General features: G+C 72.4%; 17 protein-coding genes. 6 read left to right on the plus strand and 11 right to left on the minus strand.

The features are described 5' to 3' along the window. From ACWDZ7_RS10260 to cobT, 7 genes are all read right to left on the minus strand, one after another. Nucleotides 1-734: biotin/lipoyl-containing protein (locus ACWDZ7_RS10260; RefSeq protein ID WP_451796254.1), on the minus strand; the 734-nt coding region annotated here is incomplete at its 3' end. A 101-nt stretch (nt 735-835) separates the two neighbouring features. After that, nucleotides 836-2,224, minus strand: coding sequence for a dihydrolipoyl dehydrogenase (gene lpdA / locus ACWDZ7_RS10265; protein ID WP_451796255.1), 1,389 nt, complete (start codon nt 2,222-2,224; stop codon nt 836-838). Nucleotides 2,225-2,546: 322 nt separating this feature from the next. Then, a complete protein-coding gene (locus tag ACWDZ7_RS10270; RefSeq protein WP_451796256.1) occupies nt 2,547-4,100 on the minus strand; it encodes a leucyl aminopeptidase in 1,554 nt (517 codons plus the stop codon). Nucleotides 4,101-4,247: 147 nt separating this feature from the next. After that, the gene (locus tag ACWDZ7_RS10275) at nt 4,248-5,030 is read right to left on the minus strand and encodes an adenosylcobinamide-GDP ribazoletransferase (protein ID WP_451796257.1); all 783 of its coding nucleotides are present in this window, start codon (nt 5,028-5,030) and stop codon (nt 4,248-4,250) included. Nucleotides 5,031-5,352: 322 nt separating this feature from the next. Beyond that, the gene (locus ACWDZ7_RS10280; protein WP_451796258.1) at nt 5,353-6,078 is read right to left on the minus strand and encodes a hypothetical protein; all 726 of its coding nucleotides are present in this window, start codon (nt 6,076-6,078) and stop codon (nt 5,353-5,355) included. Continuing rightward, nucleotides 6,075-7,865, minus strand: a complete 1,791-nt coding sequence (locus ACWDZ7_RS10285; RefSeq protein ID WP_451796259.1) for a phosphatidylglycerol lysyltransferase domain-containing protein — start codon at nt 7,863-7,865, stop codon at nt 6,075-6,077. The genes ACWDZ7_RS10280 and ACWDZ7_RS10285 overlap by 4 nt, the downstream gene beginning before the upstream one ends. A gap of 53 nt (nt 7,866-7,918) precedes the next feature. Further along, nucleotides 7,919-9,058, minus strand: a complete 1,140-nt coding sequence (gene cobT / locus ACWDZ7_RS10290) for a nicotinate-nucleotide--dimethylbenzimidazole phosphoribosyltransferase (protein WP_451796260.1) — start codon at nt 9,056-9,058, stop codon at nt 7,919-7,921. A gap of 133 nt (nt 9,059-9,191) precedes the next feature. Here cobT and ACWDZ7_RS10295 point away from each other — a divergent pair, with 133 nt between their 5' ends. Next, a complete protein-coding gene (locus ACWDZ7_RS10295; protein ID WP_451796261.1) occupies nt 9,192-10,232 on the plus strand; it encodes a class I SAM-dependent methyltransferase in 1,041 nt (346 codons plus the stop codon). 26 nt (nt 10,233-10,258) lie between these two features. Here the strand turns inward: ACWDZ7_RS10295 and ACWDZ7_RS10300 are convergent, their stop codons facing one another. Continuing rightward, nucleotides 10,259-11,485, minus strand: coding sequence for a bifunctional adenosylcobinamide kinase/adenosylcobinamide-phosphate guanylyltransferase (locus ACWDZ7_RS10300; RefSeq protein ID WP_451796262.1), 1,227 nt, complete (start codon nt 11,483-11,485; stop codon nt 10,259-10,261). Nucleotides 11,486-11,587: 102 nt separating this feature from the next. On the opposite strand from ACWDZ7_RS10300, the gene ACWDZ7_RS10305 reads away from it, so the two are divergent. Continuing rightward, complete coding sequence (locus tag ACWDZ7_RS10305) at nt 11,588-11,809, plus strand: hypothetical protein (protein ID WP_451796263.1); 222 nt, start codon at nt 11,588-11,590, stop codon at nt 11,807-11,809. A gap of 89 nt (nt 11,810-11,898) precedes the next feature. On the opposite strand, the gene ACWDZ7_RS10310 is transcribed toward ACWDZ7_RS10305, so the two are convergent. Together ACWDZ7_RS10310 and ACWDZ7_RS10315 are read right to left on the minus strand one after the other, a co-directional pair. Then, on the minus strand, nt 11,899-12,633 hold the full coding sequence (locus ACWDZ7_RS10310) for a class I SAM-dependent methyltransferase (RefSeq protein ID WP_451796519.1): 735 nt from the start codon (nt 12,631-12,633) through the stop codon (nt 11,899-11,901). A gap of 47 nt (nt 12,634-12,680) precedes the next feature. Next, the gene (locus tag ACWDZ7_RS10315) at nt 12,681-13,307 is read right to left on the minus strand and encodes a DUF3043 domain-containing protein (RefSeq protein WP_451796264.1); all 627 of its coding nucleotides are present in this window, start codon (nt 13,305-13,307) and stop codon (nt 12,681-12,683) included. A gap of 255 nt (nt 13,308-13,562) precedes the next feature. Between ACWDZ7_RS10315 and ACWDZ7_RS10320 the strand changes: the two genes are divergently transcribed. From ACWDZ7_RS10320 to ACWDZ7_RS10335, 4 genes are all read left to right on the plus strand, one after another. Then, nucleotides 13,563-14,360 carry a PspA/IM30 family protein gene (locus tag ACWDZ7_RS10320; protein ID WP_451796265.1) on the plus strand — a complete coding sequence of 266 codons (798 nt, stop codon included), beginning with the start codon at nt 13,563-13,565 and terminating at the stop codon, nt 14,358-14,360. Between the two features lie 44 nt (nt 14,361-14,404). After that, entirely contained in the window at nt 14,405-14,683 is a 279-nt protein-coding gene (gene pspAA / locus ACWDZ7_RS10325) for a PspA-associated protein PspAA (RefSeq protein WP_451518997.1), read from the plus strand. Nucleotides 14,684-14,746: 63 nt separating this feature from the next. After that, nucleotides 14,747-15,988 (plus strand): sensor histidine kinase, encoded by a 1,242-nt coding sequence (locus ACWDZ7_RS10330; RefSeq protein WP_451796266.1) that lies wholly within the window; start codon nt 14,747-14,749, stop codon nt 15,986-15,988. Further along, nucleotides 15,985-16,665: a response regulator gene (locus ACWDZ7_RS10335; RefSeq protein WP_451796267.1), complete on the plus strand. Its 681-nt coding sequence runs from the start codon at nt 15,985-15,987 to the stop codon at nt 16,663-16,665. Before ACWDZ7_RS10330 ends, ACWDZ7_RS10335 begins: the two co-directional genes overlap by 4 nt. Before the next feature lie 117 nt (nt 16,666-16,782). Here ACWDZ7_RS10335 and nadA read toward each other — a convergent pair whose 3' ends face one another. Continuing rightward, entirely contained in the window at nt 16,783-17,970 is a 1,188-nt protein-coding gene (nadA, locus tag ACWDZ7_RS10340; protein WP_451796268.1) for a quinolinate synthase NadA, read from the minus strand. Nucleotides 17,971-18,024: the final 54 nt, after the last annotated feature.

The raw sequence follows: 18,024 nt of genomic DNA on the forward strand, positions 1-18,024 counted from the left end.
GCCGGAGCAGCGGGGGCCGCCGGAGCGGCGGGCTGGGCCGGGGCCGCGGGCTGGGCCGGAGCCGGAGCCTCGGCCGCGGGGGCCGGGGCGGCCGGAGCGGCAGCCGCGGGAGCGGCACCCGGCGCACCGACGACGGCGAGCTTGGCGCCGACCTCGGCGGTCTCGTCCTCGCCGACGACGATCTCGAGCAGTACGCCCGCGACCGGCGAGGGGATCTCGGTGTCGACCTTGTCCGTCGAGACCTCGAGGAGGGGCTCGTCGGCCGCGACCTCCTCGCCGACCTCCTTCAGCCAACGGGTGACGGTGCCCTCGGTGACGGACTCACCGAGCGCGGGCAGCGTGACCGCGGTGCCCTCGGCGGCGCCACCGGACGGCGCGGCCGGAGCGGCGGGAGCCTCGGGGGCCGGAGCCGCGGGGGCCTCGGCAGCGGGGGCGGCGGGGGCCTCGGCGGGGGCCTCGGCGGCGGCCGGGGCCGGGGCCTCGGCGGGGGCGCCGGAGCCGTCGTCGATGACGGCCAGCTCGGCGCCGACCTCGACGGTCTCGTCCTCGGCGACCTTGATGGAGGCCAGGATGCCGGCGGCCGGGGAGGGGATCTCGGTGTCGACCTTGTCGGTCGAGACCTCGAGCAGCGGCTCGTCGGCCTCGACGCGCTCGCCTTCGGCCTTCAGCCAACGGGTGACAGTGCCCTCGGTGACGCTCTCGCCGAGCGCCGGAAGGGATACGGAAACCGCCATGGTTTCAGTTGCTCCTTACGAAAAATTGGGGCCTCCCCTGCTCGAGCGAAGTCGAGAGCCCAGGGAAGGAAGTCTAGGTCGTCGCGCCCGAAACTGAAGGGTCAGTCGTGGGAGTGCAGCGGCTTGCCCGCCAGGGCCAGGTGGGCCTCGCCGAGCGCTTCGTTCTGCGTCGGGTGGGCGTGGATGAGCTGGGCGACCTCGGCCGGCAGCGCCTCCCAGTTGTAGATCAGCTGGGCTTCGCCGACCTGCTCGCCCATGCGGTCGCCGACCATGTGGACGCCGACCACGGCACCGTCCTTGACCTGGACGAGCTTGATCTCGCCCGCGGTCTTGAGGATCTTGCTCTTGCCGTTGCCCGCGAGGTTGTACTTGAGGGCGACGACCTTGTCCGCGCCGTAGATCTCCTTGGCCTTGGCCTCGGTGATGCCCACGGAGGCGACCTCGGGGTGGCAGTACGTCACCCGGGGCACGCCGTCGTAGTCGACCGGGACGGTCTTGAGACCGGCCAGGCGCTCCGCCACCAGCATGCCCTCGGCGAAGCCGACGTGCGCGAGCTGGAGGGTCGGCACCAGGTCGCCCACGGCCGAGACGGTCGGGACGTTGGTCTGCATGTACTCGTCGACCAGGACGTAGCCGCGGTCCATGGCGAGGCCCTGCTCCTCGTAGCCGAGACCGGCCGAGACCGGGCCGCGGCCGATGGCGACCAGGAGGACCTCGGCCTCGAAGGTCTTGCCGTCGGCGAGGGTCACGCGGACGCCGTCCTGCGTGTACTCGGCCTTCTCGAAGAACGTGCCGAGGTTGAACTTGATGCCGCGCTTGCGGAACGCGCGCTCAAGGAGCTTGGAGCTGTTCTCGTCCTCGACGGGCACGAGGTGCTTGAGGCCCTCGATGACCGTGACGTCGGCCCCGAACGACTTCCACGCCGAGGCGAACTCGACGCCGATGACGCCGCCGCCCAGGATGATCGCGGACTTCGGCACGCGGTCCAGGGTCAGGCCGTGGTCCGAGGAGATGACGCGGTTGCCGTCGATCTCCAGGCCCGGCAGCGACTTCGGCACGGAGCCGGTCGCGAGGAGCACGTGGCGGCCCTGGACGCGCTGACCGTTCACATCCACCGAGGTCGGGGAAGAGAGCTTGCCCTCGCCCTCGATGTACGTCACCTTGCGGGAGGCGACGAGTCCCTGGAGGCCCTTGTAGAGGCCGGAGATCACGTCGTCCTTGTACTTGTGGACGGCCGCCATGTCGATGCCCTCGAAGGTGGCCTTCACGCCGAACTGGTCGGCCTCGCGCGCCTGGTCGGCGATCTCGCCGGCGTGCAGCAGCGCCTTCGTGGGGATGCAGCCGTTGTGCAGGCAGGTGCCGCCGAGCTTGTTCTTCTCGATCAGGGCGACGTCCAGGCCCAGCTGCGCTCCGCGCAGGGCCGCGGCGTAACCGCCGCTACCGCCGCCGAGGATCACTAGGTCGAAAACGGTGCTGGCGTCGTTCGCCACGTCACGTCCTCCATGCATGTGCGCCGTACGCCGGACCCCTTTGCGCGGGGGACGACCGGTCGGTCGGCTGGTATTCGGCCGCTCTTGTTTCGGCCCTTTGGTGGGGGCCCTGTCCTGCCGAGAACCCATCTTCGCACTTGTCGACGGGAGACGGGACGCCGGGCCAGGCTGTGAGACGTCTCATGGACCGTCTCCAGCGGTTCTACCGCATACGAACGTACGGATTTCGTCGAGGGCGAAACCGGACGGCTCCGGACGCGCGCGGCAACGTACGGGGCTCCGGACGTGGGATCGTCCGGAGCCCCGAAGCGGTGTACGCGGATCAGCCCAGGTCGCCCGCGGCGGTGCGCTCGGCGAGACGGACCAGGGTGCGCACGGCGCTGCCGGTGCCGCCCTTGGGGGTGTAGCCGAACGGCGCGCCCTCGTGGAAGGCGGGGCCCGCGACGTCCAGGTGGGCCCAGGTGATGCCCTCGCCGACGAACTCCTTCAGGAAGAGGCCGGCCACCAGGCCGCCGCCCATGCGCTCGCCCATGTTGGCGATGTCGGCGGTGGCGGAGTCCATGCCCTTGCGCAGGTCGGCGGGGAGCGGCATCGGCCAGGACGGCTCGCCGACCTCCTCGGCGATCTCGTGGATCGACGTACGGAACGCGTCGTCGTTGGCCATGATGCCGAAGGTGCGGTTGCCGAGCGCCACCATCATGGCGCCGGTCAGGGTCGCCACGTCGACGATCGCGTCGGGCCCGTCCTCGGAGGCCTTGGCGATCGCGTCGGCCAGGACCAGGCGGCCCTCGGCGTCGGTGTTCAGGACCTCGACGGTCTTTCCGCTGTACATGCGCAGGACGTCGCCGGGGCGGGTGGCGGAGCCGGACGGCATGTTCTCGGCGAGCGCCAGCCAGCCGGTGACGTTCACTTCGAGGCCCAGGCGCGCGGCGGCGACGACGGCGGCGAAGACGGCCGCGGCGCCGGCCATGTCGCACTTCATGGTCTCGTTGTGACCGGCGGGCTTCAGCGAGATGCCGCCCGAGTCGTACGTGATGCCCTTGCCGACGAAGGCGAGGTGCTTCTTGGCCTTGGAGTGCGTGTACGAGAGCTTCACCAGGCGCGGCGGGGCGTCGGAGCCCGCGCCGACGCCGAGGATGCCGCCGAAGCCGCCCTTGGAGAGCGCCTTCTCGTCGAGCACCTGGATCTTGATGCCGTGCTCCTTGGCGGCCGCGGTGGCGACCGCCGCGAAGGCCTCGGGGTCGAGGTCGTTCGGCGGGGTGTTGACGAGGTCGCGGGCGCGGTTCAGCTCTTCGGCCACGGCGGTGGCGCGTTCCAGCGCGGCCTTGTACGCCTTGTCGCGGGGCTTGCCGCCGAGCAGGGCGACCTCGGCGAGCGGCGCCTTGGCGTCCTTGCCGTTCTTCTTCCCGCCCTTGGCGTCGGCGTCGCCCTGGTCCTTGTACGCGACGAAGGAGTACGCGCCGAGCAGCGCGCCCTCGGCGAGGGCGCAGATGTCGTCCGCGTCCTCGACGGGCAGCGCGAACGCGGCCTTCTTCGAGCCGGTCAGGGCGCGCGCGGCGACACCCGCGGCGCGGCGCAGCGCGTCCGTGCCGTACGTCTCGTCCTTCTCCGGGACCTCGCCGAGGCCGACCGCGACGACGACCGGCGCCTTGAAACCGGAGGGCGCGGGCAGCTTGGTCACCTCGCCCTCGCCGCCCGAGGCGCCGAGGGTCTCCAGGACGGACGCGAGCCTGCCGTCGTACGCCTTGTCCACGGACTCGGCGCCGGGCGCGACGACCAGAGCCCCCTTGGAGCCAGAGCCCTTCGCGACACCGACGACGATCGCGTCGGCACGCAGGCCGGACGCGGCGGCGGTGCTGAGAGTCAGAGCAGTCACGGTGGTGAGGTCCTCTTTCGGTTGGGTTTCGACGGGCTGTGGGGTGGTGAGCCCGTCGCGAGCCTACGCCCGTGAACGCTGCGGTGCGCCTCACTGAGTGTGTTCGATGGGATGTCGCGAACGCCGGGGTTTCGGCGGGGCCGTGCGTCAGCCGAGCGCGAGCACCACGAGAGCGGCGGTCGCCGCCGTCTCCGCGAGGCCGCCGAAGACGTCCCCGGTGACCCCGCCGAACCGTCGTACGCAGTGCCGGAGCAGCAGTTCGGCGGCGCCGAGCGCGAGGACGACGGCCGCCGCTGCCCGCGCCATGTCGTACGTCCCGAGCGGCGCGCCCACTGCCGCCGCCCCGCACACGACGACCGCCGTGACCAGCAGGGCACGGCCGCGCGGCACGACCCCGGCGACGGCGGCGCCGAGCCCCTCGGGGCGGGCGGGCGGCACTCCGGCGCGGGCGGCCAGGGTGAGGGCGAGGCGGGCGGCGGTGGCCGAGACGACGGCGGCGACGGCGCCGTGTGCCCACGACCTCTCGTACAGCTGGTACAGCACGGCGACCTGGGCGAGCAGGACGAAGAGCAGGGTGATGACGCCGAAGGGGCCGATGTCGGACTGCTTCATGACGCGCAGCGCGTCGTCGGCGGGCCTGGCGCTGCCGAGGCCGTCGGCGGTGTCCGCGAGGCCGTCCAGGTGCAGGCCGCGGGTGAGCGCGGCGGGGGCCGCGGCGGTGGCGGTGGCGGTGAGGAGGGGCCCGGCGCCGAGGAGCGTCAGCAGGCCGCCGAGCCCCGCGGCGACGAGGCCGACGGACAGCCCGGCCAGGGGCGCCCACTGCATGCCCGCGCGGGCCGCGGCGCGGTCCCACTTCGTGACTCGGACGGGGAGCGCGGTGAGGGTGCCGAAGGCGAAACGTATGCCGTCGGCGGGGGAGGTTCTGGACACCGCGGAAGGCTACCCCGGCAGGATGTCCGCCCTGCGGATCACTCTTCGGGCCGCTGCTCGCGCTGCTCTCCTTCGCGGGGGCGTTCCTGGTCACCCGGACCATCGCGCGGCTCATCCGGGCGGGCAAGGGGCCGTTCCGGAACATCAGTTCGGGGTAGGTGCACGTCCACCACTGGAGCGAGCAGGGCCGCAAGAGTGTGGAGGCGGTGGGCGCGCTCAGGGTGAAGCCGCAGTTGACGACGGCGTTCAGCGCGAGCAGGGCGCGGTTCTGCCGCTCGACGGGCCGGCACGACCGTCGCTGGTCGGGTCCCCGCCGCAGGCTTCAGGACTGGATCGGCGGCTTCTCGCCCGACTCCGGGCGCACGTCGGAACCGGAGCGCACACCGCCGCCCCGGCGACGGCGACGGTGACGCGACGCCGAGGCCGCGCAGAGCACGAGCACGGCCGCGATCGCCGCCAGGTGCTCCTTGCCCGCGAGGTTGTTCTTGACGGCCACCTCGACGACCATCAGGACGGTGACCAAGGCCGCGGTGAAGTACGCCCGGTGGCGCCAGCACACGTACACGGCGAGGCCGACGACGGCGGCCGACGGGCCCGTGTCGACGACCCGCGCGTCGGAGGCGGGCAGCCCGAGGGGATGGCCGGGGCCCAGCTCGATGCCCACGCGCGCGTAGAGCGTGCCGGCGAGCGTGGCCACGTAGCCGATGAGGAGCGTGCGCCACCAGCCGAGGCAGATCTCGGCGATCCCGAAGACGATCAGGAGCTGCGCGAGCGCGCCCCACACCGGCAGGTCCAGGGCGGGTACGAAGAGGGAGAGCGGGGTGCGCAGCAGCGCGAGCCAGAGCGGTTCCTCGGCGCGTACGGAGCCGATGTCCTGTACGAACTGGTAGCCCCAGGGCTGGTTCTGGACGTACTGGAAGCACGCGGTGAGGCAGACCGCCGCCAGTGTCATGGGCGCGGCCCGCCACCGCCGGGCGAGGAGCCCGTCCCGCACGGCGGAGAACAGCGGTCTCCACTCGGCGCGGGCGCGGCGGGCCAGGGTGCTCATCGTCTCGACTCCAGATGTTTGCGGTGCAGCCACTTCGGCAGGCCCGGCGCTTCCAGGAAGCCCTCCGCGCGGGCCGCGGCGATGCCGATGCGTGGCAGGTGACCGCTCTTCTCGAAGAGGAGGAAGCGGGGCTCCCAGATCGGCCGGTACTTCGCGTTGGCCCGGTAGAGGGACTCGATCTGCCACCACCGGGAGAAGAAGCTGAGCAGCGACCGCCACAGGCGAAGGACCGGACCCGCGCCGAGCCGCGAGCCACGTTCGAAGACCGAACGGAACATCGCGAAGTTGAGCGATACCTGAGTGATCTGGATCTCGGGGGCGCGCTGGAGGAGTTCGATGACCATGAACTCCATCAGGCCGTTCTCGGAGTCGCGGTCCCGCCGCATCAGGTCCAGGGAGAGCCCGCGCGGCCCCCACGGCACGAAGGAGAGCACCGCCCGCAGCTCCCCGTCGCCGTCCGTGCACTCCAGCATCACGCACCGTCCGTCCGCGGGGTCGCCGAGCCGTCCGAGCGCCATGGAGAAGCCGCGCTCGGTCGCGCCGTCGCGCCAGTCGTCGGCGCGTTCGAGGAGGTACGCCATCTCGTCGGCGGGGATGTCCTCGTGGCGGCGGATGCGGACGGTGTACCCGGCGCGCTTCACGCGGTTGTACGCCTGGCGGACGGTGCGCATGGCCCGCCCCTGAAGGGTGAAGTGCTCTTGAGAGGCTCCGCCTCGGGCGGCGACCTCCACGATGGCCTCGTCGCCCAGTTCCAGGGCGTCGAGGCCGTGCCGGGCGTAGATCGTGCCGGCCTCCTCGCTCGCGCCCATCACGGCGGGGAGCCAGCCGTGCTCGCGGGCCTCGGCGAGCCAGGGCTCGATCGCCCCGGGCCAGGCCTCCGGGTCACCGATCGGGTCGCCGGAGGCCAGTGAGACCCCGCTGACGACGCGGTAGACGACCGCGGCCTTGCCGGTCGGCGACCATACGACGCTCTTCTCGCGGCGCAGCGCGAAGTAGCCGAGCGAGTCACGCTCGCCGTGCTGGTCGAGGAGCGCGCGCAGCCGCTCCTCGTCCTCCTCGGTGAGCGGGTCGACGGCCCTGCGGGAGCGGAACGCCGCGTACAGGACGGCGCAGAGCAGCAGCGCGCTCAGGACGTTGATGGCGACGTTGACCCAGCCGGGCGTGGTGATGCCCTCGAAGCGCCTGTCGTCGGCGGCGAGCGAGACCAGGCGCATGGTGCCGTAGCGCCAGCGGTCGAGGAAGGTCGAACGGTAGTCGTCGTCGGCGCGGTTGGTGACGGTGACGAGCAGCGCCGCGATCAGCGAGGTCACCAGGAGCCCGCCGACCGCGACGGCCGACGCCAGCTTCGGGTTGGAGCGGTCGCCCTTGGCGTAGAACTCGCGGCGCCCGACGACCAGCGCCGCGACGAAGGCGGCGGTCAGGACGAGGGAGATCCAGTTCTGCGCGTATCCGCGGATCTCCGGGAAGACCATGGCGAAGGCGAAGAGCAGCAGGAAGAGCCCGCTGAGGACGAGGTTGAGGATCCACGCGGCGCGTTTGCGGCGCCGCATGGTGATCGCCAGGAAGAGGGTGAACGCCCCGGAGGCGAAGCCGGCGGTCAGCAGGTACGGGGTGAAGTAGTTCTCCGTGTTGTGCTGCCGCACGTCCTGTCCGAGGGAGACCCAGACAGCGCTGAGGAAGTTGATGAACGTGACGGCGCGGAGATACCAGACGGTGAAACCCGCGGCGCGGCGCTGTGTGACGGTGCGTGGTCTCTGTCGTCCGGCGACGATCTGCTCATCTCCCATGAAAAGGGATCATATGGGCAAGATCGACGCCGTCGGCCCGCGCCGCCGGGTGCCTACTCGGCGTGCGGTACCGCGGACTCCGCTTCTCCGTCCGTGCCGGCCTCCGCGTCACCCGCCGCTCTGTCCCCCGCTTCGTCCTCCGCGGCGGCGGCCCGCTCGGGCAGCTCCGCCGACAGCGCCGCGGCGGCCCGTACGAGCGGCAGCGCCAGCAGCGCCCCGGCGCCCTCGCCGACCTTCACGCCGTGGTTCAGAAGCGGTTCAAGGGCCATCCGGTCCAGCGCCTTGGCCTGCGCCGGCTCCCCGCTGTCGTGCCCCGCCAGCCACCAGTCCGGCGCCCGGAAGGCGACCCGCTGGGCCACCAGCGCCGCCGCCGACGCCACGACGCCGTCGAGGATCACCGGCGTACGCCGCACCGCGCACTGCAGCAGGAAGCCGGTCATCGCGGCCAGATCGGCGCCGCCGACCGCCTGGAGCAGCTCAAGCTGGTCGCCGAGCACGGGCCGGGCCCGCCGCAGCGCGTCCCGCACCGCCGCGCACTTGCGCATCCACGCCAGGTCGTCGATGGCCTCGCCGCCCCGCCCGGTCACCACGGACGCGTCGGTGCCGCAGAGCGCGGCGATCAGCGTCGCCGCGGGCGTCGTGCCGCCCACGCTCACATCGCCGAGCACGACCAGATCGGTGCCGGAGTCCGCCTCCTCGTCGGCGACGGCCATGCCCGCCCGCACCGCCCGCTCGGCCTCCTCGGCACTGAGCGCGTCCTCGATGTCGATACGTCCGGAGCCGCGCCGCACCCGGTGCCCGGCGACCCCGGCGGGCAGCTCGGCCGGATCGCAGTCGAGCGCCATGTCGATGACGCGTACGGGCACGTCGAGGCGGCGGGCGAGCACGGCCACGGGGCTCTCACCGGCCAGTACGGAGCGGACGAGATCGGCGGCGCCGCCCGCGGGCCGCGCCGAGACGCCCAGCTCGGAGACCCCGTGGTCGCCCGCGAACAGCACCACGCGCGGCCGCTCGACCGGCCGGACCGGCACCGAGGACTGGGCCGCCGACAGCCACTCGCCCAGCTCGTCGAGGCGGCCGAGGGCACCGGGCGGCACGGTCTGCCGCTCCCTGCGCTCCTCGGCGTCGCGGCGCACCCCGCCGTCGGGCCGCTCGATCAGGTCGGTGAAGTCGTCGAGATTCAGCGAGCTCATTCGCCGAACAGTACCGGCAGGCGCGGCGCCGGTGTTCGAACGGTCCTCGGGCGGTTACGACATGTATCGCATGGGGCACATATCGACATTGCCGGACCGATCGTGCCAAAGCCCCCACATCAGGAGCACGACCATGGACGTCTCCCAGCGGGTCGCCGCACGGCGACCCGCCTATCTCGCCGCGCTGGCCCAGGGCACCGGGCGCTTCCACGAGCCCCGCCGCGCCGACTGCCCCTGGTGCGGCTCCCCGCGGCTGCGGGCCTGGCTGCGCACCACCGACCTGGTCCAGCACAAGCCGGGGACGTTCACGCTCGACAGCTGCCGCGACTGCGCCCACTGCTTCCAGAACCCCCGCCTCACCTCCGAAGGCCTGGACTTCTACCACCGGGACTTCCACCACCAGCTCTCCGGCGTCCGGTCCACCGACAGGCGCCACCTCGCCCGCGCCCGCGCCATGCGCGCGTTCGACGAGCCCGAGTGCTGGCTGGACGTCGGCACCGGGCGGGCGTACTTCCCGGCCCTGGCCAGGCAGGTCCTGCCCTACACGTCCTTCGACGGGCTCGACCCGGGCAGGGGCGTCGAGGACGCCGTACGCCGCGGCCGCGTCGAGGAGGGCCATCGCGGCACCCTCACCGGGCTCGCCGACTCCCTCGCCGGCCGCTACGACGCCCTGAGCATGTTCCACCAGCTGGGCCGCGGCGCCGATCCGCGCGCGGAGCTGAGAGCCGCGAAGACCGTGCTGCGCCCCGGCGGCCACCTGATGATCGAGGCCCCGGACCCCGGCTGCCGCTACGCCCGACTGCTCGGCAAGTGGTGGCTCTCGTACTCCCAGCCCCGCCACCTGCACTTCATCCCGCTCGCCAACCTCCGCCAGGAGCTGGAGGAGCTAGGCTTCACCGTCGTCGGTATCGAGCGCCGCGCCGCCCACGTGCCCGCCGACCTCGGCGGGGCGCTCGCGCTCGTCCTCAACCGCTGCCTGCCCAAGGCCGACGTCCCCTGGCGCGCCGGACCCGTGCCCCCGCTCCGGCTGAAGCTCCGCCGGGCCGGGTGGTGGGCCTGCGCGCCGGCGCTGACCCTCGCCCAGGCCCTCGACAGGCTGCTGGCCCCGCTGCTCACCCGTACCGGCTTCTCCAACACCTACCGGATCGTCGCGCGCAGGGGCGAGGGCGACTGACGTACGAAGTGCTCAAGAGCGCCGGGTCAGCCGCGCAGCGGGAGCGCCTGGCCCGCCACGACGAGCAGGACGTGCTCGCACTCGGCGGCGAACGCCGCGTTCAGGCGGCCCAGTTCGTCACGGTAGCGGCGGCCCGACGCGGTCGCCGGGACGATGCCGGAGCCGACCTCGTTCGAGACGGCGACGACCGTGCGCCGGGTGGCGCGCACCGCGTCCGCGAGCCCGGCGACCCGCCCCCGCAGCGCCCGCTCGCCGCCGCCCGCCCACTCGGCGTCGTCCCACGCGCCCACCTCGTCCATCACATGGGTAAGCCACAGCGACAGGCAGTCGATGAGCAGCGGCGGCCCGTCCTGCGCGAGCAGCGGCACCAGATCGCAGGTCTCCGCGGTCCGCCATGAACCGGGGCGCCGCTCGCGGTGCAGGCTCACCCGGTCCGCCCACTCGGCGTCGCCGTTCCTGGTCCCGCCCGTCGCGACGTACAGCACGTCGGGGAAGCCCTCCAGGCGCCGCTCGGCCTCCACGGACTTGCCCGAGCGGGCGCCGCCGAGGACGAGGGTGCGGCGCGGCACGTCCGGCACGTCCTCGTAGGCGCCGACGGCGAGCGTCGTCCCGTCCGGCACGGCCCGCGCGCCCACGGCCGCGAGACGGCGCGTCAGCTCCCCGCCCTGGGGCACCTCGTGGCCGATGTGGACGGCGATCACATCGGTGGTCGGTGCCACGGCCCCGGCCGCGCGCAGCCGGGCGAGCCCGTCGGGACGCCCGAGGACATCGGCGACGACCATCTCGTACGCGCCGCGCCCGTCCTTCGTCTCGCCGAGGCCGTTCCCGTCGGCGAGCCCCGCGGGCGCGCCGCCCGGCGGCAGATACAGCAGCCGTTCCCCGTCGGGCCCCGTCACCTCGTACCCGGAGCCGGGCGCGTCCAGCGCCACCGTGCGCACCCGGTGGCCGGTCAGGAGCGTCAACTCCCGCCCGTCGGCGCCCCGTACGGGCCGCGGGAGGCCGGCCGGGACCTCCACGGCGGGCCCGTCGTGCGGATGGGAGAGCAGCACCTGCCGCACGCCGCCGAGCGAGTGCCCCGCGCGGGCGGCCGCGAAGGCGGCGCCGGGAGTGAGGTCGAGCAGCAGGACGCCGTCCACCAGGAGCGCGGTGGCGGCGCGCGCCGCGTCACCGAGGGCGGTCGCGCAGGCCGCGCAGGGGCAGCCGGGAAGGGGCAGCCCTTCGGGGGCGCCGGTGCCGAGCAGAGTCAGTTCCACACGAAGATCCTCCCGCGTCGGGTCCGGCGCCGCGCGCCCGGCTACGCTTCAAGCGGATTCAGGCGGTCCCACGAGACCGCTACGGACCTTCGGGAGGCTGACATGGCGGCATGGACGTGGCGGTTCGAGAAGGCGGACGGGACGGAGGTCCAGCCCGCCGTGGAGCCCGAGGAGTTCACCACGCAGGGCGACGCCGAGTCCTGGGTCGGTGAGTACTGGAAGGAGCTGGCCGAGGGCGGCGCCGACCAGGTGACCCTCTTCGAGGACGCGAGCGAGATCTACGGCCCGATGAGCCTGCACATGCAGGAGGAAGCACAGGGCTAGCCGGTAGCCGGTACGCAGGGAGGCGGTGGCCGGACCCCGGCCACCGCCTCCCTCGCGCGTTTACGCGTTTACGCGCTTACGCAGAGGCTTTAGTCCCGCACCCCGCACAGATGCAGCAGCGCGGCGACCCGCCGATAGGGCTCGGTGCGCCCGGCCCGTTCCTCGGCGGTCAGCAGCGCCTCCAGCTCCCCCTCGGCGGGAAGCGGTTCCTCGTCACGGACGGTGTCCGTGAAGACTCGTACGCCGTACCAGACCTGGAGCGGCGCGGCGATCCCCGCCAGCGTCGCCGACAGCGCGTCGAGCCGGTCGGCCCGCACGTCGAGGCCGAGCCCGTCGCGGTACGTGGCGGAGTCGAAGGCGGCCATCGCCCCGCTCCAGTCACCGCCGAGCCCCGGCCGCATGGCCAGCGCGTCCGCGTTCCGCACGAGGAGCGAGAGCAGCCCCCCGGGGGCCAGCATCCGGGCGAGACCCGCCAGCAGGGCGTCGGGCTCATCGGCGTACATCAGGACGCCGTGGCAGAGCACCACGTCGAAGCTGCCCGGCAGGAAGTGCACGCCGGTCTGGTGGCCGTCGCCCTGGACGAGCCGCACCCGCCCCTGGATGCCCTCGGGCTCCCCGGCGAGCGCCTCGCGCGCGGCGGCGATCATCGCGGGGTCCTGCTCGACCCCCGTCACCTTGTGCCCGGCACGGGCGAGCCGCAGCGCCTGCGTGCCCCGGCCCATGCCGACGTCGAGCACCCGCAGCCGCTGCCCCACGGGGAAGCGCGCCGCTATCTGCTCGTCGAGCTGCCGGGCCACGAGCTCCTGGCGTACGGCGTCGCGCAGACCGCCCGGCTGCGCCGGCCGGTCGGCGGCCCCGCCGGTGACTCCGCTCAGGGCCGCTCTCCGCGCTTGACCTGCGGCTTGGGAAGCCTCAGTCGGCGCATCTGGAGCGTACGCATCAGGGCGTAGGCGACGGCGCCCTTCCTGTTCTCGTTCGGGAAGCGCTCGGCCAGGCGCTTCTTGAGGCGGAACGCGGTGGCGACGGAGTCGGCGATGATCAGCACGATCACGAAGAGCCAGAGCAGCAGCGCGACGTTCTGCAACTGGGGCACGCGGACCATGCTCAGGACGAGGATGATCACCGCGAGCGGCAGGAAGAACTCCGCGATGCAGAAGCGCGAGTCGACGAAGTCGCGCGCGAACTTGCGCACGGGGCCCTTGTCACGGGCGGGCAGGAACCGCTCGTCACCGCTGGCCAGCGCCTCGCGCTGCTTCGCCATCTGGGTGCGGCGCTCGTCGCGCTGCCGCTTCGCCGCCTCCTTGCGCGTCGTCGGCGTATTGGTCACGCTGCGGCGCTGCGACTGCGCCATGGCGCGCTTGGGGGTGGGGCGGCCCTTGGGGGCCTGCGGGTCACGGGGCTGCGTGGAGTCGGTCACCGGCGCCTGGGCGGTCGGGGCCTTCTCTTCCTTGGATCGGCTACGGAACACAAAATCCAAGGGTACGGGGTGCGGCGGCATGGACCCCAGCCGCACGGGGAACGATCCGGCAACGCCGGGCGTCTTGATTTACGTGCCTAAGGGGACGTAGCAGGCGGTATCCAGCCGGTTCGGGGGTGCACCTACTCCTTACGCCGGATCAGGGTCGTACGCAGTCGTCCTTGGGGATGAGCGCATCCGCACGCGAACAGTGCGGTAATGGATGCAGGGCCCGTACTGTGGGTTCTGAGCAGTACCTGGAGCTGGAAGTCCGTCAGAAGGGGGCGCGCGAAGCCCATGAGCGGTGTCATGAAGCGTATGGGGATGATCTTCCGCGCGAAGGCGAACAAAGCCCTTGACCGGGCCGAGGACCCGCGCGAAACCCTCGATTACTCGTACCAGAAGCAGCTGGAGCTGCTGCAGAAGGTCCGCCGCGGCGTCGCCGACGTGGCGACCTCCCGCAAGCGCCTCGAACTGCAGCTGGCCCAGCTCAACAAGCAGTCCTCCACCCTTGAGGACCAGGGCCGCAAGGCCCTCGCCCTCGGCCGTGAGGACCTGGCCCGCGAAGCCCTCTCCCGGCGGGCCGCGCTCCAGCAGCAGGTCACCGACCTGGAGACGCAGCACCAGACGCTCCAGGGCGAGGAGGAGAAGCTCACCCTCGCGGCGCAGCGACTCCAGGCCAAGGTCGACGCCTTCCGTACGAAGAAGGAGACGATCAAGGCCACGTACACCGCCGCCCAGGCGCAGACCCGCATCGGTGAGGCCTTCTCCGGCATCTCCGAGGAGATGGGCGACGTCGGCATGGCCATCCAGCGCGCCGAGGACAAGACCGCGCAGCTCCAGGCGCGGGCCGGCGCGATCGACGAGCTGCTCGCCTCCGGTGCCCTCGACGACTCCTCCGGCCTCGCCAAGGACGACATCCAGTCCGAGCTGGATCGCCTCTCCGGTGGTACTGATGTAGAGCTGGAACTGCAGCGCATGAAGGCGGAGCTCGCGGGGGGCTCCAGCAGCGGACAGCAGGCGATCGAGGGTGGCCAGGGCCAGCCGCAGTCGCAGCAGCAGCCGCAGGACACCCCGCGCTTCGACAAGCAGTAGCGAGCAGGAGCGAGCAGGAGCGAGCAGGAGCCGAGGAGGGCGACATGATCGTACGGATCATGGGGGAGGGGCAGGTGAAGCTGGCCGACAGCCACTTCGCCGAGCTGAACAAGCTGGACGACGAACTGCTCGAGGAGATGGAGGGCGGCGACTCCGTCGGCTTCCGTCGCACCCTGCACGCGCTCCTGGACAAGGTCCGGGAGCTCGGCGAACCCCTCCCGGACGACGCCCTCGAACCGTCCGAACTGATCCTTCCCGCCCCGGACGCCACGATCGACGAGGTCCGGCAGATGCTGAGCGACGACGGCCTGATCCCCGGCTGATCCACAGGCGCGGCTCCACAGGCGCGGCGGACCCGCAGCGGGAGACACACAGAAGAGCGGGAAGTGACCACGCTAGGTAAAGGCCGCTGCTGGGCCCGGACGCACCCGCTGGCAGTGGACGCGGCGCTGGCCACCGTCGTCCTTGTCTGCATGGTGGTCGGCTCCTTCGCCGAGCCCTACGGAGAGCACGGCCCCACCTGGGGCACCCGCACCCCCGACGCCCCCAGCCTGCTCCTGATGGCCCTCGGCGCCCTCGCGCTGGTCTTCCGCCGCCGCGCCCCCTGGGCAGTGCTCGCCGTGACCTGCGCCGCCTCCATCACGGAGCTGCTCACGGGCGATCCCCGCGCCCCCGTCGTGATGTGCGCGGTCATCGCGCTGTTCACCGTGGCCGCCACCACCGACCGCTCCACGACCTGGCGGATCGGCCTGGTCACCATGGCGGGCCTCACCGGCGTCGCGATGCTCTCGGGACCGCTGCCCTGGTACGCCCAGGAGAACCTCGGCATCTTCGCCTGGACCGGCATGGCCGCCGCCGCGGGCGACGCGGTGCGCAGCCGCCGCGCCTTCGTGGACGCCATCAGGGAGCGCGCCGAGCGGGCCGAGCGCACCCGGGAGGAAGAGGCCAGGCGCCGCGTCGCCGAGGAGCGGCTGCGCATCGCCCGCGATCTGCACGACGTGGTCGCCCACCACATCGCCCTGGTCAACGTGCAGGCGGGCGTCGCCGCGCACGTCATGGACAAGCGGCCCGACCAGGCGAAGGAAGCCCTCTCGCACGTACGCGACGCCAGCCGCTCCGCGCTCAACGAACTCCGCGCCACCGTCGGCCTGTTGCGGCAGACCGGCGACCCCGAGGCGCCCACCGAACCCGCCCCCGGCCTGCACCGGCTCGACGAGCTCGTCGAGACGTTCCGCAACGCCGGCCTGCCCGTGGAGGTCGCCCTCGGCCAGGTCGGCCTCGACCTGCCCGCGGCCGTCGACCTCGCCGCGTTCAGGATCATCCAGGAGGCGCTCACCAACGTACAGAAGCACGCGGGGCGCGACGCCAAGGCCGAGGTCAGCGTCGTCCGCGTGGGCCCGAACGTCGAGGTCACCGTCATCGACGACGGCCCCGGCCACGGCAAGGGCGGTGACGGCGAGAAGAAGCACAACACCGACGGCGGCGGCCACGGCCTGCTCGGCATGCGCGAACGCGTCACGGCCCTCGGCGGCAGCTGCTCCGCGGGCCCCCGCTACGGCGGCGGCTTCCGCGTCCATGCGATCCTGCCCGTCACCCCCGTCACCACGGCAAAGGGAGGGACCGCGTGACGATCCGCGTACTGCTCGCCGACGACCAGGCGCTGCTGCGCAGCGCGTTCAAGGTGCTCGTCGACTCCGAGCCCGACATGGAGGTGGTCGGCGAGGCGTCCGACGGCGCCGAGGCGGTGCGGCTCGCCAGGTCGGAGCGGGCCGACGTGGTCCTGATGGACATCCGCATGCCCGGCACGGACGGTCTCGCCGCCACCCGCGAGATCAGCGCCGACCCGGCCCTGACCCACGTACGCGTGGTGATGCTGACGACCTTCGAGGTCGACGAGTACGTGGTGCAGTCGCTGCGCGCGGGCGCCTCCGGGTTCCTCGGCAAGGGCGCGGAGCCCGACGAACTCCTCGGCGCCATCCGCATCGCTGCGGCGGGCGAGGCACTGCTCTCGCCGGTGGCCACCAAGGGACTGATCGCCAAGTTCCTTGCCCAGGGCGACGGTCCGGACGGGGACGCGCCGGCGCGGGCCGAGCGGCTCGACGCGCTCACCACCCGGGAGCGGGAGGTGCTCGTACAGGTCGCCGGCGGCCACTCGAACGACGAGATCGCCGAGCGCCTCGAAGTCAGCCCGCTCACCGTGAAGACCCATGTGAACCGGGCGATGGCGAAGCTCGGGGCACGCGACCGGGCCCAACTGGTCGTCATCGCCTACGAGTCCGGTCTGGTACGACCAAGGGTGGAGTGACGCGAGGGACGGCCTGCCGGGTACGCGAAGGGGCGCCCCTCAGCCGGAGGGGCGCCCCTTCGCGTTGCGTACGTCGGCTACGGAAGCCGTGCGTCGGCTACGGAATCCGTACGTCCGTTACGGCAGCGCCAGCATCCGCTCCAGCGCCAGCTTCGCGAACTGCTCGGTCTCCCGGTCCACCTCGATCTGGTTGACGAGGTTGCCCTCGGCCAGCGACTCCAGTGTCCAGACCAGGTGCGGCAGGTCGATCCGGTTCATGGTCGAGCAGAAGCAGACCGTCTTGTCGAGGAAGACGATCTCCTTGCCCTCGGCGGCGAAACGGTTCGCCAGGCGGCGTACGAGATTCAGCTCGGTCCCGATGGCCCACTTCGACCCGGCGGGCGCGGCCTCCAGGGTCTTGATGATGTGCTCCGTGGAGCCCACGTAGTCGGCGGCGGCCACGACCTCGTGCTTGCACTCCGGGTGCACCAGGACGTTCACGCCCGGTATCCGCGCGCGGACGTCCTCGACCGACTCCAGCGAGAAGCGGCCGTGCACGGAGCAGTGCCCGCGCCACAGGATCATCTTCGCGTCGCGCAGCTGCTCGGTGGTCAGGCCGCCGTTCGGCTTGTGCGGGTTGTAGAGCACGCAGTCGTCGAGCGAGAAGCCCATGTCGCGCACGGCGGTGTTGCGGCCCAGGTGCTGGTCGGGCAGGAAGAGCACCTTCTCGCCCTGGTCGTACGCCCACTCCAGGGCGCGCTTGGCGTTCGACGACGTGCAGATGGTGCCGCCGTGCTTGCCGGTGAACGCCTTGATGTCGGCCGAGGAGTTCATGTACGAGACGGGAACCACCTGCTCGGCGACGCCGGCCTCGGTCAGCACGTCCCAGCACTCGGCGACCTGCTCGGCGGTGGCCATGTCGGCCATCGAGCAGCCGGCGGCCAGGTCGGGCAGTACGACCTTCTGGTCGTCCGTCGTCAGGATGTCCGCGGACTCGGCCATGAAGTGCACACCGCAGAAGACGATGTACTCGGCGGCGGGCCGAGCGGCGGCGTCGCGTGCCAGCTTGAAGGAGTCACCGGTCACATCCGCGAACTGGATGACCTCGTCGCGCTGGTAGTGGTGGCCGAGGACGAAGACCTTGTCGCCGAGCTTCTCCTTGGCGGCCCGTGCGCGCTCCACCAGGTCCGGGTCGGAGGGGGACGGCAGGTCACCGGGGCACTCGACGCCGCGCTCGCTCTTCGGGTCGGCCTCGCGGCCGAGTAGCAGCAGCGCGAGGGGCGTGGGCTGGACGTCGAGGTCCACGGGGGACTGGGCGGTGGTCACGACGACACCTACCCTTTCTCTTCTGCAGACGACTTTTCGTCTAATTGACGTTAT

The sequence above is a fragment of the Streptomyces sp. NPDC003032 genome (assembly GCF_053591415.1).